General features: G+C 72.0%; 13 protein-coding genes. All 13 read right to left on the reverse strand.

Annotation, left to right across the window (positions count from 1 at the left end; translation table 11 throughout):
* Positions 1-18 precede the first annotated feature (18 nt).
* The gene (locus tag Actob_RS33640) at positions 19-1488 is read right to left on the reverse strand and encodes an RsmB/NOP family class I SAM-dependent RNA methyltransferase (RefSeq protein ID WP_284915915.1); all 1470 of its coding nucleotides are present in this window, start codon (positions 1486-1488) and stop codon (positions 19-21) included.
* Positions 1485-2411, reverse strand: coding sequence for a methionyl-tRNA formyltransferase (gene fmt / locus Actob_RS33645; RefSeq protein ID WP_284922428.1), 927 nt, complete (start codon positions 2409-2411; stop codon positions 1485-1487). The genes Actob_RS33640 and fmt overlap by 4 nt, the downstream gene beginning before the upstream one ends.
* 4 nt (positions 2412-2415) lie before the next feature.
* Positions 2416-2973, reverse strand: a complete 558-nt coding sequence (def, locus tag Actob_RS33650; protein WP_284915916.1) for a peptide deformylase — start codon at positions 2971-2973, stop codon at positions 2416-2418.
* 48 nt (positions 2974-3021) lie between these two features.
* Positions 3022-5202: a primosomal protein N' gene (locus Actob_RS33655; protein WP_284915917.1), complete on the reverse strand. Its 2181-nt coding sequence runs from the start codon at positions 5200-5202 to the stop codon at positions 3022-3024.
* Between the two features lie 158 nt (positions 5203-5360).
* Positions 5361-6551: a methionine adenosyltransferase gene (metK, locus tag Actob_RS33660; protein ID WP_284915918.1), complete on the reverse strand. Its 1191-nt coding sequence runs from the start codon at positions 6549-6551 to the stop codon at positions 5361-5363.
* Between the two features lie 42 nt (positions 6552-6593).
* The gene (gene coaBC, locus Actob_RS33665) at positions 6594-7805 is read right to left on the reverse strand and encodes a bifunctional phosphopantothenoylcysteine decarboxylase/phosphopantothenate--cysteine ligase CoaBC (protein ID WP_284915919.1); all 1212 of its coding nucleotides are present in this window, start codon (positions 7803-7805) and stop codon (positions 6594-6596) included.
* A gap of 145 nt (positions 7806-7950) precedes the next feature.
* Entirely contained in the window at positions 7951-8214 is a 264-nt protein-coding gene (gene rpoZ, locus Actob_RS33670) for a DNA-directed RNA polymerase subunit omega (protein ID WP_067705078.1), read from the reverse strand.
* Between the two features lie 12 nt (positions 8215-8226).
* Positions 8227-8814, reverse strand: coding sequence for a guanylate kinase (gene gmk / locus Actob_RS33675; protein WP_284915920.1), 588 nt, complete (start codon positions 8812-8814; stop codon positions 8227-8229).
* 32 nt (positions 8815-8846) lie between these two features.
* Positions 8847-9164 carry an integration host factor, actinobacterial type gene (gene mihF, locus Actob_RS33680; RefSeq protein ID WP_014693418.1) on the reverse strand — a complete coding sequence of 106 codons (318 nt, stop codon included), beginning with the start codon at positions 9162-9164 and terminating at the stop codon, positions 8847-8849.
* 174 nt (positions 9165-9338) lie between these two features.
* Positions 9339-10169 carry an orotidine-5'-phosphate decarboxylase gene (gene pyrF / locus Actob_RS33685; RefSeq protein ID WP_284915921.1) on the reverse strand — a complete coding sequence of 277 codons (831 nt, stop codon included), beginning with the start codon at positions 10167-10169 and terminating at the stop codon, positions 9339-9341.
* A gap of 39 nt (positions 10170-10208) precedes the next feature.
* The gene (locus Actob_RS33690; protein WP_284915922.1) at positions 10209-11483 is read right to left on the reverse strand and encodes an adenosylmethionine--8-amino-7-oxononanoate transaminase; all 1275 of its coding nucleotides are present in this window, start codon (positions 11481-11483) and stop codon (positions 10209-10211) included.
* Positions 11480-12508 carry a quinone-dependent dihydroorotate dehydrogenase gene (locus Actob_RS33695; RefSeq protein ID WP_284915923.1) on the reverse strand — a complete coding sequence of 343 codons (1029 nt, stop codon included), beginning with the start codon at positions 12506-12508 and terminating at the stop codon, positions 11480-11482. Before Actob_RS33695 ends, Actob_RS33690 begins: the two co-directional genes overlap by 4 nt.
* Positions 12509-12584: 76 nt before the next feature.
* Positions 12585-15902: a carbamoyl-phosphate synthase large subunit gene (gene carB / locus Actob_RS33700; RefSeq protein ID WP_284915924.1), complete on the reverse strand. Its 3318-nt coding sequence runs from the start codon at positions 15900-15902 to the stop codon at positions 12585-12587.
* Between the last annotated feature and the right edge of the window lie 3 nt (positions 15903-15905).

Genomic DNA, 15905 nt, shown 5'->3' on the forward strand with positions numbered 1-15905 from the left:
GAGCCTCCCCCGCACTAGTCAGCTGGTGCGGCGCAGCACCGCCAGGAACATCGCGTCGGTGCCGTGCCGGTGCGGCCAGAGCTGGACCGTCGGGCCCGGGCCGAGACCCGGCATGCCCGGCGGCAGCAGCGGCCGGGCGTCGACGAAGTCGACCTCCACCCCGCTGCGCCGGGCGCCCTCGCTCACCGTCACCTGGGTCTCCACCATGTGCGGGGAGCACGTCACGTAGGCCACCACGCCACCCGGGCGGACCGCCCGCAGCGCGGCCACCAGCAGCTCCCGCTGCAACTTGGTGAGCGGCGGCAGGTCGGCCGGCTGCCGGCGCCAGCGGGACTCGGGCCGGCGGCGCAGCGAGCCCAGCCCGGTGCACGGCGCGTCGACCAGCACCCTGTCGAACGACTCCTCGGGCAGGTCCGGGTCGCGGCCCACCGACCGGCCGTCCATCGGCAGGACCGTCACCGGCATCCCCTCGGTGGCCTGCTCGACCAGGCGGGCCCGGTGCTCGGCCACCTCGACGGCCGTCACCTCGGCACCGCGACCGGCGGCGATCGCGCCGATCAGGCCGGTCTTGCCGCCCGGGCCGGCGCACAGGTCCAGCCAGCGGGTGTCCCGGCCCTCCACCGGGGCGGCCAGCAGTGCCGCCGCGACCAGCTGGGAACCCTCGTCCTGGACGTGGGCCCGGCCCTCGCGGATGGCGGCCAGCTCGCGCGGGGCGCCACCGTTGAGGTAGACCGCGTACGGCGAGAACGCGCCCGGCACCCCGTCCACCTCGTCGGCCAGCTCCACCGCGTCGGCCCGGCCCGGACGCGCGCACAGGTGCACCGTCGGCGCCTGGTTGTCCTCGATCAGCAGCCGGGCGGTGTCCTCCAGGTCGCCACCGAGCGACTCGGCGAACGCCCGCACGATCCACTCCGGATGATGGTGGTGCACCGCGAGGTGACCGACCAGGTCGTCCTCGGCCGACGGGGCCAGTTTCGCCAGCCAGTCGTCGAGCGAGGTCTCGGAGATGGTGCGCATCACCGCGTTGGCGAAACCGGCGGCGCCCGGGGCCACCGAGCGGACCAGGTCGACGGTCTGGTTGACGGCGGCGTGCGACGGCACCCGGGTGTAGAGCAGCTGGTAGGCACCGAGCCGCAGGGCGTCGCGCGCCGGCGCGTCGATCCGGGACAGCTCCCGGCCGGCGGCGTCGACGATGATCAGGTCGAGGGTGCCGAGCGCCCGGAGCGTGCCGTACGTCAGCTCGGTGGCGAACGCGGCGTCCCGCCCGTGCAGGCCCATCCCGGCGAGGATCTCGGACAGCACCAGGTTGGCGTACGCGTCGTCGCGGTGCACGGCGGCGATCGCCTCGTAGGCCGCCTGGCGCGCCGGGTCGGACGGCGGGCGGCCACCCCGCGGTGCCCGGCCGCTGCGCTGGTCGCGCGGATGTCCCGGCCCGGACGGGCGCCGAGGGCCGGCGCCGTGTGGCCGTGAAGCCCGATGTTCCGTCACGCGAGCTTCTCCCCTGCTTCGATACGCATCCCGCGAGCCCAATCGGTCGCGGCCATCGGTTTCTTGCCCGCCGCCCGGACCTCGCCGAGCTGCACCGGCGTGGTGGCGGTGCCGACGAGCACCTGGGTGCGCTCCACCCGCAGCTCGCCCGGCGGCAGATGTGGCGCGTTGGCGACCGGCCGGACCGGTCCCAGCTTGAGCCGGTCGTCGCGCAGCGTGGTCCACGCGCCCGGGGCCGGAGTGCACGCCCGGATCCGCCGGTCGACGGCGAACGCCGGGTCGGTCCAGCGGATCCGGGCGTCCTCGACGGTGAGTTTCGGCGCCAGGCTGACCCCGTCGTGTGGCTGCGGGTGCGCCCGGGCGGTGCCCGCCCCGATCGCGTCGAGCACCGCGACGAGCAGGCCGGCGCCCTCGTGGGCGAGCCGCTCCAGCAGGTCGCCGGAGGTGTCGTTGAACCGGATCTGATCGGTGACGGTGCCGTAGACCGGGCCGGTGTCCAGGCCGGCCTCCAGTTCGAAGACGCTGGCCCCGGTCACCTCGTCACCGTGCAGCACGGCATGCTGCACGGGGGCCGCGCCACGCCACGCGGGCAGCAGCGAGAAGTGCAGGTTGAGCCAGCCGTGCCGGGGGATCTCCAGGGCCGACGGCGGGACCAGGGCACCGTAGGCCACCACCGGCACGCAGTCCGGCGCGAGCTCGCGCAGGCGCTGCTGGAACTCCGGCTCGCGCGGGCGCTCCGGGGTCAGCACCTCGATGCCGCGCTCGTCCGCCCACGCGCCGACCGGGGACCGGACCAGCCGGCGGCCGCGACCGGCCGGGGCGTCCGGCCGGGTGACCACGGCGAGCAGCTCGTGCCCGGAGGCGGCGATCGCGTCCAGGCTGGGCAGCGCCACCTCGGGGGTACCGGCGAAGACCAGGCGCATCAGCTCACCGCCCCACGCCGAAGATGCCACGGCCGTGCGGGCTCTCCTTGACGGTGGGTGGCTTGGCCGCGTCGTACCACTCGGCGGAGCGGATCTGCCGCATCGCGTCCTTGCGGGCGGCCGAGTCCAGGCGGTCCAGGAAGAGCACGCCGTCCAGGTGGTCGGTCTCGTGCTGCACGCAGCGGGCCATCAGGCCGGTGCCGACCAGCTGGATCGGCTCGCCGTGCTCGGAGAAACCGTTGGCCACCACATTCTGCCGGCGCTTGGTGTCGATGTAGATGCCCGGGATGGAGAGGCAGCCCTCCGGGCCGTCCTGCTCCTCGTCGTCCGGGAACGACAACACCGGGTTGACGATGTGCCCGACCACGTCGTCGACGTCGAAGGTGAACACGCGCAGGCCGACACCGAGCTGCGGGGCGGCCAGACCGGCGCCGCCCTCGTCGAGCATCGTGTCGGTCAGATCCTTCACCAGCTTGCGCAGTTCCTTGTCGAAGTCGACGACCGGATCGGCCGCTGTGCGCAGCACCGGGTCGCCGAACAGACGGATGGGCTGGACGGTCACGCGGCGGAACTCCTCAATCTGGGAAAACGGCTCCCACAGTCTACGGACTCAGAAGAGGTCGGCCGGGTCCACCTGGATGCGCACCGGGACCGCCGCCTTGCGGGCGCTGCGCACGCCGGCGGCCACGTGCAGGGCGTGGGCGAGGTCGGCGGCGCGGGACCGGGACACCCGTAGGAGCATCCGCTCCTGCTCGTCACCGGCCGGGACCGGGCCGAGCTGCTCGGTGCCGTCCGGCAGATCGGCGATGGTCAGCAGCTCGGCGACGGCCGGCGCGGTACCGGTGACGCTGGCCATCCGAGCCGCCGGCGGGAAACCCAACTCGCGGCGTTCGGCCAGCTCACGGGCGGCGAACCAGCCCGGGTCCCAGCGCAGCAGGGCCTGCACCGGGGCCAGTGAGCCGTCCGCCACGACGATCACCTTGCCGCCCTGCGAGCCGGGGCGGGCCAGCGCCGACGCGTTCAGCCAGCGGCGCATGGTCTCCTCGGCGGCGCGCAGGTCGGCCCGGCTGAGCAACGCCCAGGTGTCCAGCAGCAGGACCGCGCCGTAGCCACCGGCGGCCACCGGCTCGGCGCCCGGGGTGGCCACCACGATGGCCGGCTCGTCCGGGACCGTGTCCAAGATCTCGTCCCGGCCGGAGGTGCGCACCGGCACACCCGGGAACGCCCGGCCCAGCTCCTCGGCGGTGCGCCGGGCCCCGATGATCGAGGCGCGCAGCCGCCGCTCGCCGCAGACCGGGCACTGGTAGGCCGGGAAATTCCGCCCGCACCAGAGGCAGACCGGCACGTCACGGGCGCTGTGCAGGGCCAGCGGGCCGGAGCAGGCCGGGCATCGGGCGGGATTGCGGCACTCCACGCACGCGACGGCCGGCAGATAGCCCCGCCGCGGCACCTGCACCAGCGCCGGGGCGCCGGCCTGCACCGCGGACCGGGCCGCCTGCCAGGCGACGCTCGGCAGGCGGGCGACCACCGCGCCGGGGTCGCGGGCCAGCTGCGGATCGTCACCGGTCGGCGAGATGGCCGGCTGCCGCCGCCGCAGCACGGCGCGGTCGGCGACGATCTCCCGGGCCCAGCCGGTCTCCAGCAGCAGCTGGCCCTCGCCGGTCCGGGCGAAGCCGCCGACCAGGGCCGCGCAGTCGGCCAGCCGGGCACGGGTGAGCAGCACGTCGCGGGCGTGCGGGTAGGGCGAGCGGGGCTCGGCGTGCAGGTCGTCGCCGTCGTCCCAGATGACCACCAGGCCGAGCGCGGCGACCGGGGCCCACATCGCCGCCCGGGTGCCGGCCACCACCGGGACCTGGTGCCGGCTGGCGGCGAGGAACCGCCGATAGCGCTCGGCCGGGCCGAGCGCCGCGTTCAGCGCGACGTGCCGGCCGGCGCCGAGCACCTCGGTGAGCGCCCGGTCGACCCGGTCCAGGTCGCGCGCGTCGGCGACCACGATGACCACGCCACGGCCGGTGCGCGCGGTGGCGGCGGCGGCCTCGGCGATCCGCAGCGGCCAGTCCTCGCCCGGCAGCGCCGACCAGACGGCGCGGGCCGGGCGGCCGTCCGCCAGGGCCCGCAGGTAGGCCGGGCCGGCCGGGTAGGAATCCCAGCCACCCGCGGCGGGCGCCCGGAAGGACGGCCCGGCGGCCGGCTCGCCCGCCGCGCCCCCGTCCACCGGCTCGTCGCCGGCCGTCGCCGACCCGGTCCCCGCCGCCGGATCCGACTCCGGCACACTCCCGGCACCCAGATCCGAGTCCGGCACACTCCTGGCCACCGGATCCGACTCCGGCACACTCCCGGCCACCGGACCCGACTCCGGCACAGCGCCGGCCACCGGATCCCGGCCGGGCAGCGTCTCGGGGGCCGTCTGGGACTCCACCCGGGCGTGTCGGGGCGGCACCGCCAGCCGCAGCACATCGGCCAGGCTCCCCGCATAGCGATCGGCGACCGCCCGAGCCGCCCGGGCCACCTCGGGATCCAGCACCCGCTCCGGGGAGACCACCTTTTCCAGGAAGGCCAACCGGCCCTGATGCTCCGAGGCCTCGGCGCGGGACAGCAGGAACCCGCTCACCAACTGCCCGGCGAACCGCACCTTGACCCGCACCCCGGGCTGCGCCGCCTCGTCATCGGCGCCGGCGACCAGATAGTCGAACGGCCGGTCCAGGTGTGGCAGCGGGACGTCGACACACACCCGGGCCACCGGCAGACGCTCCGCCGGCTCCCGCTCCCCACGCACACCCTTGGTCCCCATCTCCGAACATTCTGCCCGCCCCCTCCGACATTTCCGGCCGCGGGCGAGCCCACGGCCCGCCGCCCCCGGCGATCGCCCGATCGGGGGTACGCCCGCGGAGAACGCGGAAGCCGGCGCCCACCAGGGGCGCCGGCTTCACCGACAACGAGCGAGGAGCCTCAGGAAGCGGCGTTCTTCAGGTCCTGGGCGCGGTCGGTGCTCTCCCACTTCAGGTCGGGCAGCTCCCGGCCGAAGTGACCGTACGCGGCGGTCTGCTGGTAGATCGGGCGGAGCAGGTCCAGGTCCCGGATGATCGCGGCCGGGCGCAGGTCGAAGATCTCGGTGATCGCCTTCTCGATCCGCTCGACCGGCACGTTCTCGGTGCCGAAGGTCTCCACGAACAGGCTGACCGGGTGGGCCTTGCCGATCGCGTAGGCGACCTGGGTCTCGCACCGCTCGGCCAGGCCGGCGGCGACCACGTTCTTGGCGACCCAGCGCATCGCGTACGCCGCGGACCGGTCCACCTTCGACGGGTCCTTGCCGGAGAACGCGCCGCCACCGTGCCGGGCGTACCCGCCGTACGTGTCCACGATGATCTTGCGGCCGGTCAGCCCGGCGTCACCCATCGGGCCACCGATCTCGAACCGGCCGGTCGGGTTCACCAGCAGCCGGTAGCCCTCGGTCTCCAGGCCGAGGCCCTCCAGCTCGGGGCCGATCACGTGCTCCCGCACGTCCGGGGTGAGCAGCGACTCCAGCGAGATGTCCGCAGCGTGCTGCGAGGAGACCACCACGGTGTTCAGCCGGACCGGGCGCAGGCCGTCGTACTCGATGGTGACCTGGGTCTTGCCGTCCGGGCGCAGGTACGGAATCGTGCCGTCCTTGCGCGCCGCGGACAGGCGCCGGGCCAGCCGGTGCGCGAGCGCGATCGGCAGCGGCATCAGCTCGGGGGTCTCCGAGCAGGCGAAGCCGAACATCATGCCCTGGTCGCCGGCGCCCTGCTGGTCCAGGATGTGTTCGGAATCACCCTCGCGCAGCTCGATGGCGCTGTCCACGCCCTGGGCGATGTCCGGCGACTGGGAGCCGATCGAGACGCTGACGCCGCAGGACGCGCCGTCGAAGCCCTTCTTCGACGAGTCGTAGCCGATCGCCAGGATGGTGTCGCGCACGATCTTGGGAATGTCGGCGTACGCCTGGGTGGTGACCTCGCCCGCGACGTGCACCTGGCCGGTGGTGATCAGGGTCTCGACCGCGACACGGCTCCGCGGGTCCTGCGCGAGCAGGGCGTCGAGAATACCGTCGCTGATCTGGTCAGCGATCTTGTCCGGGTGGCCTTCCGTGACCGACTCGGAAGTGAACAGGCGGCGTGCCACGGTGCTCCTCAGTTGTCGAAAACAGGTAACGCGGAAGTGTAATCAGCGCGGCCGAACCTCACCGCCCTGGGCATCGAGCCTGCCCACGACGTGGTCAAAGATCCTATCTGACACATCGTCTTTGGAGAGTTCGTCGAGGGCCTCGGTGAAACCGTCCGCGCCCAGCACAGTAACGGTGTTCCGATCGTGTCCGAAAACCCGATCAACCCCTACTTCATTGACGACGATGAGATCCGCCCGCTTTTTCAGCATTTTCGCCCGGGCGTGTTCCAGCGCGTCGTGCGTCTCGGCGGCGAACGCCACGAGCAGCTGCCCGGGCAGTTTCGCGGCGCCCAGTTCGGCGGCGATGTCCGGGTTCGTGACCAGGGCGATCGGCGCCGGGGAGCCGTCGTCGGTCTTCTTGATCTTCTGCTCGGCGACGGTGGCCGGGCGGAAGTCGGCGGGAGCGGCGGCCATCACCACGACGTCCGCCGCGGCGGCCGCCTCGACGGTGGCCTTGCGCAGTTCCTCGGTGGTGCCCACGTGAATCAGATCGGCACCGGCCGGGTCAGGCAAAGTCACGTTCGCCGCGATCAACGTCACTCGGGCGCCGCGGGCCAGGGCCGCCCGGGCCAGGGCGTAACCCTGCTTGCCGGAGGAGCGGTTGCCGAGGAAGCGGACCGGGTCGAGGGGCTCCCGGGTGCCGCCGGCGGTCACCACGACGTGGCGGCCCGCCAGGTCCCGCTTGGCGGTGAGCGCGCGGAGAGCGTACGCGAAAATCGCCGACGGCTCCGGCAGGCGGCCCTTGCCGGTGTCCTTGCCGGTGAGGCGGCCGACGGCCGGCTCGATGACCAGCGCGCCGCGGGATCGCAGGGTGGCCACGTTGGCCCGGGTCGCCGGGTTCTCCCACATCTCGGTGTGCATGGCGGGGGCGTAGACGACCGGGCAGGTGGCGGTGAGCAGGGTGTTGGTGAGCAGGTCGTCGGCGATGCCGTGGGCGGCCTTGGCCAGGATGTCGGCGGTCGCCGGGGCGACCACCACCAGCTCGGCGGCGCGGCCGATCCGCACGTGCGGCACCTCGTGCGCGTCGTCCCACACCTGGGTGGCGACCGGGCGGCCGGAGAGGGCGGCCCAGGTGGGCTCGCCGACGAACTTGAGCGCCGAGGCGGTCGGCACCACCCGGACGCCGTGGCCCGCCTCGGTGAACAGCCGCAGCAACTCACAGGCCTTGTAGGCGGCGATGCCACCGCACACCCCGAGAACGACCTCAGTCACGTCACCACTCCAAGATCACGTTCATCGCATCGAGGCCGGGACCCGCTGGGCAGTCGTGGGGTCTGGAGGCTCGGCCCTCAGGCAGGCGAATAAGCAGAATGCCCTCGGTTCGCGCTTGCGAACTGAGGGCACCCAGGCATGCGGCTTACGGGTGGTCGGTCGGCTCGGCGGTCAGCAGGCCGGCGTTGATCTCCCGCATCGCGATGGAGAGCGGCTTCTCCTGCGGGGTGGTCTCGACCAGGGGACCCACATACTCGAGCAGACCCTCGCCGAGCTGGCTGTAGTAGGCGTTGACCTGGCGGGCGCGCTTGGCCGCGAAGATCACCAGCGAGTACTTCGACGAGGTCTTGTCGAGCAGCTCGTCGATCGGCGGGTTGGTGATGCCCTCGGGGTTGGCGACAGTTCCCACTGTGGTGAATCCTTAATGCTCGTGGGCTAGGTATAACGAACCGAGCAATCCTACCAGCTCGTCAGCGGCCCGCTCGACGAAGTCGTTCACGACGGTGACGTCGAACTCCGACTCGGCGGCCAGTTCCTCGTCGGCGTGCGCCAGCCGGCGCTTGATCGTCTCGGCGTCGTCGGTGCCCCGGCCGATCAGGCGGCGCTGGAGCTCCTCGACGCTCGGCGGGGCCAGGAAGACCAGCTGGGCCTCCGGCATGGCGGCCCGCACCTGACGGGCGCCCTGCAAGTCGATCTTCAACAGCACGGGCCGGCCCTGCTGGAGCCAGCCCTCGACCTGCGCGCGGGGCGTGCCGTAGAGGTTGCCCGCGAATTCCGCCCACTCCAGCAGTTGGTCGCCGTCGACCAGGCGCTGGAACTCGGACCGGGTTACGAAGTGGTAGTGCTCGCCGTCGGTCTCGTAGTCGCGTTTCTTGCGTGTCGTGACCGACACCGACAACCGGATCCAAGGCGAGCGCGCCCGGATCAGCTCGATCACACTGTCCTTGCCGACCCCGGAGGGGCCGGACAGGACGGTGAGGCGGGCTGCCGGGCGCGCGTCGTCATCCATGCTCACGGCTCATTCCTACACGAGCCGATGAGTCAGTTCGCAGCGAACTCCCCCAGGAGGGCCTTGCGCTGCTGGTCGCCGAGACCCCGGAGCCGGCGGCTCTCGGCGATCTTCAGCTTCTCCATGATCTGGGTCGCGCGGATCTTGCCGATGCCCGGCAGCGCCTGCAGCACGGCCGAGACCTTCAGCTTGCCGACGACCTCATCGGCCTCCGCGCGGTCGAGCACGGCGGCGAGGGTGGTCTTGCCGGACTTGAGCTGTTCCTTCAGCTCGGCCCGAGCCTTGCGAACTTCCGCGGCCTTCTCCAGCGCGGCAGCGCGCTGCTCGGGGCTCAGTGACGGGAGCGGCACCAGTTCTCCTCAGGTCCCTATCGCGGCGGTAGTTCAATACCGGCGCTTCTGTGAAACGTGGTGTGCCAGGGAACCAAAGGGGCATGTGGTTCCCGGCGCCGGGAAAACTAGCGGTCATCGGCGCGTTCGGCAACGTGGGGGTACCCCGGCCCGCACCCGGATACGCAGCGGGTTTCACCCGAGCGCGGCGCGCACCTCGGCCAGAACGCGGTCCGACGCGGCCCGAAGATCGGCGATTTCCGGGCCGGCCGCGAGGACTTCCCGTGAGTACGACGGCAACACGTTGTGCAGGCTTTCGCCGAAGACCGCGCGCAGGTCATCGGGCGTTCCGCCCTGCGCTCCGAGGCCCGGCGCGAGCAGCGGACCGTTCACCGCGGAAAGGTCGTGACCGGTCTTTCCGATCGTGGCGCCGACCACCAACCCGAAACTTCCGAGCGGGCTCACACCCGCGTTGAGCTGGGAAATCTCGTCGATCACCGTTTGCGCGACGGTCTTCCCACCAGGGCCGACGGCATGCTGGACGGAGGCGCCTTCCGGGTTGGAGGTCAGTGCGAGGACGAAAATTCCGGCACCGGTTTCGGCGGCGAGATCGAACGCCGGCCGCAGCGAGCCCACTCCCAGATAGGGACTCACAGTAATCGCGTCGGAGCGGAGAGTACTCGCTGGATTGAGGTAGGCGGCGGCGTAGGCGGCCATCGTCGAGCCGATGTCGCCACGCTTCACATCGAGCAGGACAAGAGCGCCGGCTTCCCGAGACTGTCGGATAGTTGACTCAAGAATCGCGACGCCACGTGACCCAAATCTCTCAAAAAACGCGGCCTGCGGCTTCAGAACGGCCACCCGATCGGCCAGCGCGTCGACCACCGTACGGGCGAAGCGCTCCAGGCCGGCGACATCGTCGGAGAGGCCCCAGCGGGCCAGCAGAGCGGCATGGGGATCGATGCCCACGCACAGCGGACCCCGCTGATCGATAGCCGCGTGCAGCCGTTCGCCGAAGGTTTCCATGTAGCAATTACCACCCAAGGTGTAGTCAGTACGGTCGTGTCAGCATGCCGCCACGGCGGCGGCGATCCCCGCGGTGATGCGGGCCACGTCGGCGTCGTCCGCGACGTAGGGCGGCATGGTGTAGATCAGGTCCCGGAACGGCCGAAGCCACACGCCCTCGGCGACGGCGGCCGCCGTCGCCCGCCGCATGTCCACCGGACGGTCCAGCTGGACCACCCCGATCGCACCCAGGACCCGCACGTCCGCGACCCCGCGCGCGCCGCGGAGCGGTTCCAGGCCGCTTCTCAACAGGACTTCGATTTCCGGTACGCGCCGAGCCCACCCGCCGTCCCGGAGCAGTCCCAGCGAGGCGTTCGCCACCGCGCACGCCAGCGGATTGCCCATGAACGTCGGCCCGTGCATCAGCCCGCCGCCCTCCCCCGCCGAGATCGCGGCCGCCACCCCGGGCGTGCAGAGCGTCGCCGCCAGCGTCAGGTACCCGCCGGTCAGCGCCTTGCCGAGGCACATGATGTCCGGGCTCACCCCGGCGTGCTCGGCGGCGAAGAACCGCCCGGTGCGGCCGAAGCCGGTGGCGATCTCGTCGAAGATCAGGAAGATGCCGTGCTCGGTGGTGATCTCGCGGAGCACCCTGAGGTACTCCGGGTCGTGGAAGCGCATCCCGCCGGCGCCCTGGACCACCGGCTCGACGATCACCGCGGCGAGTTCACCGGCGTGGCCGGCGATGGTCTCGCGCAGCGAGTCGGCGTATTCCGGGACGTATCCGGCCGGCGGCGCGCCGGCGAAGACCTGGGCCGGCAACACCCCGGTCCAGAGCGAGTGCATCCCGCCCTCCGGGTCACACACGCTCATCGGGTGGAACGTGTCCCCGTGATACCCGCCGCGCCAGGTGGCCAACTTGCGCCGCCCGGGCCGGCCGAGCGCCCGCTGCGCCTGCAACGCCATCTTGATCGCCACCTCGACGGCGATCGACCCGGAGTCGCAGAGGAAGACGTGCTCCAGGCCGGGCGGCGTGAGCTCGACCAGGGTGGTGGCCAGGGTGATGGCCGGCTCGTGGGTGAGCCCGCCGAACATCACGTGGCTCATCCGGCCGGCCTGCTCGGTGAGCGCCGCGTCCAGCACCGGGTGCCGGTACCCGTGCACGGCGGCCCACCAGGACGACATGCCGTCCACCAGCTCCCGGCCGTCGGCCAGGCGCAGCCGGACCCCGGCAGCGCTCTCCACCAGGTAGGGATCGCCGCTGCCGGGCATCGGCCCGTACGGGTGCCAGACGTGCGCCCGGTCGAGCGCAAGCAGGTCGCGCTCGCCGGGGCTCATCGCGCGGTCGTGGCGCGGGACGGGCGGGCGCCCTGGGCGACCGCCTTGACCAGGTCCGGGCCCCGGTAGATGAACCCGGAGTAGAGCTGCACCAGGGTGGCCCCGGCGTCCAGGATCCGTGCGGCGTCGTCGGCCGACATGATCCCGCCGACCCCGATGATCGGCAGCCGGCCGCCGGTCTCGTCGTGCACGAACCTGACCACCTCGCGGGACCGCTCGGTGAGCGGCTTGCCGGAGAGCCCGCCGGCCTCGGCGGCCAGGTGCTGGTCACCGGGGGCGAGCCCGTCCCGGGCCAGCGTGGTGTTGGTGGCGATCAGGCCGGCCGCGCCGTGCTCGAGGCAGACCTCGAGCAGCTCGGCGATGGCCGGCTCGGTCAGGTCCGGTGCGATCTTGACGAGCACCGGCACCGGGCCGCTCAGCTCCTTCAGCAGCGTCGTCAAGAAGTCCCGGTCCTGCAGGCTGCGCAGGCCCGGGGTGTTCGGCGACGAGACGTTCACCGCGATGTAGTCGGCGTAGGGGTGCAGCAGCCGGTAGGACTCCAGGTAGTCCTCGACCGCCTCGTCCAGCGGGGTGACCTTGGACTTGCCCAGCGAGATGCCGAGCGGCACCCCGATCGGGCCGAGCTCCGCCAGCCGCGCGGCCAGGGCGGCCGCGCCGGCGTTGTTGAAGCCCATCCGGTTGATGATCGCCTCGCTCTCCCGGAGGCGGAACAGGCGCGGCTTGTCGTTGCCCGGCTGCGCCTTGGCGGTGACCGTGCCGACCTCGACGAAACCGAATCCGAGAGCCGGCCAGGCGGGCAGCGCCAGGCCGTTCTTGTCCATCCCGGCGGCCAGGCCGACCCGGTTGGGGAAGCGCACGCCGAACGCGTCCACCGGGGCGGAGAACGCGTAGCGGCGGCGCATCACCTCGCGGGCGGCCGGCGGCATCGAGGCGAGCCGGTGCAGCGTCCACTCGTGCGCGGACTCGGCGTCGCCGCCGCCCAGCCGGAACAGCACCGGCCGGACGGCGTTGCGGAACAGGTTCATAGCTGCGCCATCCTCGGCCTGCCCTCGCCTGCGAGGTCGTTGTCAGGTGCCGGTGGCTGCCGCTCGGTGCGGTCGGTCATGCCAGGTCGCTCCGGAGCATCTTGTGCAGGTCCTGCAGCGGCCGCACCGACATGTCGCCGCGCATCAGGGCCTCGATGCCCATCACCGCCGCGGCCGCGCCCGGCACGGTGGTGACGCACGGGGTGTCGGCGGTGACCGCGGCGCTGCGGATCTCGTACCCGTCCTGGCGGGCGCTGGCGCCGGAGCCCTGCGGAGTGTTGATGATCAGGGCGATCTCGCCGGCCAGGATCAGCTCGACGGCGTTCTTGCCCGGGCTCTCGTAGTGCTTCGGGACGACCTCGCAGTCGATGCCGTACCGGGCGAGCACCTCACCGGTGCCGGACGTGGTGACGATGGTGAAGCCCAGGTCGGCCAGCCGCTTCACCGGGAAGACCATCGACCGCTTGTCCCGGTTCGCCACCGAGACGAAGATCTTGCCGCTGGTCGGCAGCGACCCGTACGCCGCGGCCTGCGACTTGGCGAACGCCTGCCCGAAGCCGGCGTCGATGCCCATCACCTCGCCGGTCGACTTCATCTCCGGGCTGAGCAGGCTGTCCACGTTGTTGCCGGCGAGGGTGCGGAACCGCTTGAACGGCAGCACCGCCTCCTTGATCGCGATCGGGGCGTGCGCCGGGGTGGACCCGCCGTCCCGGTCGCTCACCAGCATGCCCTCGGCCCGCAGCTCGGCGATGGTGGCACCGAGCATGATCCGGGCGGCCGCCTTGGCCAGCTGCACGCCCGTCGCCTTGGAGACGAACGGCACGGTACGCGACGCCCGCGGGTTGGCCTCCAGGACGTAGAGCTGCTCGTCCTTGAGCGCGTACTGGACGTTCATCAGGCCGCGCACGCCGATGCCCCGGGCGAGGGCCTCGGTGTAGCGGCGCACCTCGGCCATGTGCGAGGCGGCCAGGGTGATCGGCGGCAGCGAGCAGGCCGAGTCACCGGAGTGGATGCCGGCCTCCTCGATGTGCTCCATCACGCCGCCCAGGTAGACAGCGCCGGTGGCGTCGCAGAGCGCGTCCACGTCGATCTCCACGGCGTCGTCCAGGAACCGGTCGACGAGCACCGGGTGGTCCGGGGAGATCTCGGTGGCCCGCTCGATGTAGCCCTTCAGGGTGGGCTCGTCGTAGACGATCTCCATGCCCCGGCCGCCGAGCACGTACGACGGGCGGACCAGCACCGGGTACCCGATCGTGTCGGCGATCGCCTTGGCCTCGTCGAACGAGGTGGCGGTGCCGTGGTCCGGCGAGCGCAGCCCGTTCTCGGCCAGCAGCGCGCCGAACAGGCCACGGTCCTCGGCCAGGTCGATCGACTCGGGCGAGGTGCCGACGATCGGGATGCCGGCCGCCTTCAGCCGGTTCGCCAGGCCGAGCGGGGTCTGCCCGCCGAGCTGGACGATCACGCCGATCACGCCGGGGCCGCCGGCCGCCTTGCCGGAGCTGTCCTCGGCGTGGAACACCTCGAGGACGTCCTCGAAGGTGAGCGGCTCGAAGTACAGCCGGTCGGCGGTGTCGTAGTCGGTGGAGACCGTCTCCGGGTTGCAGTTGACCATCACGGTCTCGAAGTCGACACCCCGCAGCGCCTGCACGGCGTGCACACAGGAGTAGTCGAACTCGATGCCCTGACCGATCCGGTTCGGGCCGGAGCCCAGGATGATCACCTTGGGCCGATCGCTCGGCGCGACCTCGGTCTCCTCGTCGTACGACGAGTAGTGGTACGGCGTGTTGGCGGCGAACTCGGCGGCGCAGGTGTCCACCGTCTTGTAGACCGGACGCAGGCCGAGCCGGTGCCGCAGCGCGCGCACGCCGTCCTCGCCGGCCAGCTCCGGCCGCAGCGCGGCGAGCTGCTTGTCGGAGAGCCCGGACCGCTTCGCCTTGCGCAGCAGCTCCTCGTCCAGAACCGGCGCGGCCAGGATCTCCTCGCGCAGGTCGACCAGAGCCTTGATCTCGTCCAGGAACCACGGGTCGATCCGGCCGCTCGCCGCGTGCACCTGCTCGACGGTGGCACCGAGCCGGAACGCGTGCTCCACGGTGTAGAGGCGGCCGTCGTGCGGCGTCTTCAGGGCCTCCAGCACCTCCTGGAGGTCGTCGGTGGCGTCGGCGTAGGTCCAGAAGCCGGCCCGCGACGTCTCCATCGAGCGCATCGCCTTGTTCAGCGCCTCGGCGAAGTTGCGGCCCAGGCTCATCGCCTCGCCGACCGACTTCATCGTGGTGGTGAGCTCCTTGTCCGCGCCCGGGAACTTCTCGAACGCGAACCGCGGGATCTTCACGACCACGTAGTCGAGCGCGGGCTCGAACGCGGCGGGCGTCTTCAGCGTGATGTCGTTCGGGATCTCGTCCAGGGTGTAGCCGATGGCCAGCTTCGCCGCGATCTTGGCGATCGGGAAGCCGGTGGCCTTGGACGCCAGGGCCGAGGAGCGGGAGACGCGCGGGTTCATCTCGATCACGATCATCCGGCCGTCGTCCGGGTTGATCGCGAACTGGATGTTGCAGCCGCCGGTGTCCACGCCGACCTCGCGGAGCACCGCGATGCCCAGGTCCCGCAGCTTCTGGTACTCCCGGTCGGTGAGCGTCATGGCCGGGGCCACGGTGACGCTGTCGCCGGTGTGCACGCCCATCGGGTCGAGGTTCTCGATCGAGCAGACGACCACGACGTTGTCATGCTTGTCGCGCATCAGCTCGAGCTCGTACTCCTTCCAGCCGAGCACGCTCTCCTCGATGAGCACCTCGTGCACCGGGGAGGCGGCCAGGCCGGCGCCGGCGATCTGCTCCAGGTCCTCGCTGGTGTGCGCCATCCCGGAGCCCAGGCCGCCCATGGTGAACGACGGGCGGATGACCACCGGCAGGCCGATCTGCGCGACGGTCTCGCGGACCTCGTCCATCGAGTGGCAGACCCGCGAGCGCGGGGTCTCGCCGCCGGCCTTGGCGACGATCTCCTTGAACAGCTGCCGGTCCTCGCCCTTGCGGATGGCGTCCACCTTGGCGCCGATCAGCTCGACGCCGTACTTCTCCAGCACGCCGCTCTCGTGCAGGGCGATGGCGGTGTTCAGCGCGGTCTGGCCGCCCAGCGTGGGCAGGATCGCGTCCGGGCGCTCCTTGGCGATGACCAGCTCGACGAACTCCGGGGTGATCGGCTCGACGTAGGTGGCGTCGGCGAACTCCGGGTCGGTCATGATCGTGGCCGGGTTGGAGTTGACCAGCGAGACGCGGATGCCCTCCTCGCGCAGCACCCGGCACGCCTGGGTACCGGAATAGTCGAACTCGCAGGCCTGGCCGATGACGATCGGGCCGGAGCCGATCACCATCACATGCTTGAGATCTTCACGCTTCGGCATCTG

The organism is Actinoplanes oblitus (assembly GCF_030252345.1).
GTDB lineage: Bacteria > Actinomycetota > Actinomycetes > Mycobacteriales > Micromonosporaceae > Actinoplanes > Actinoplanes oblitus.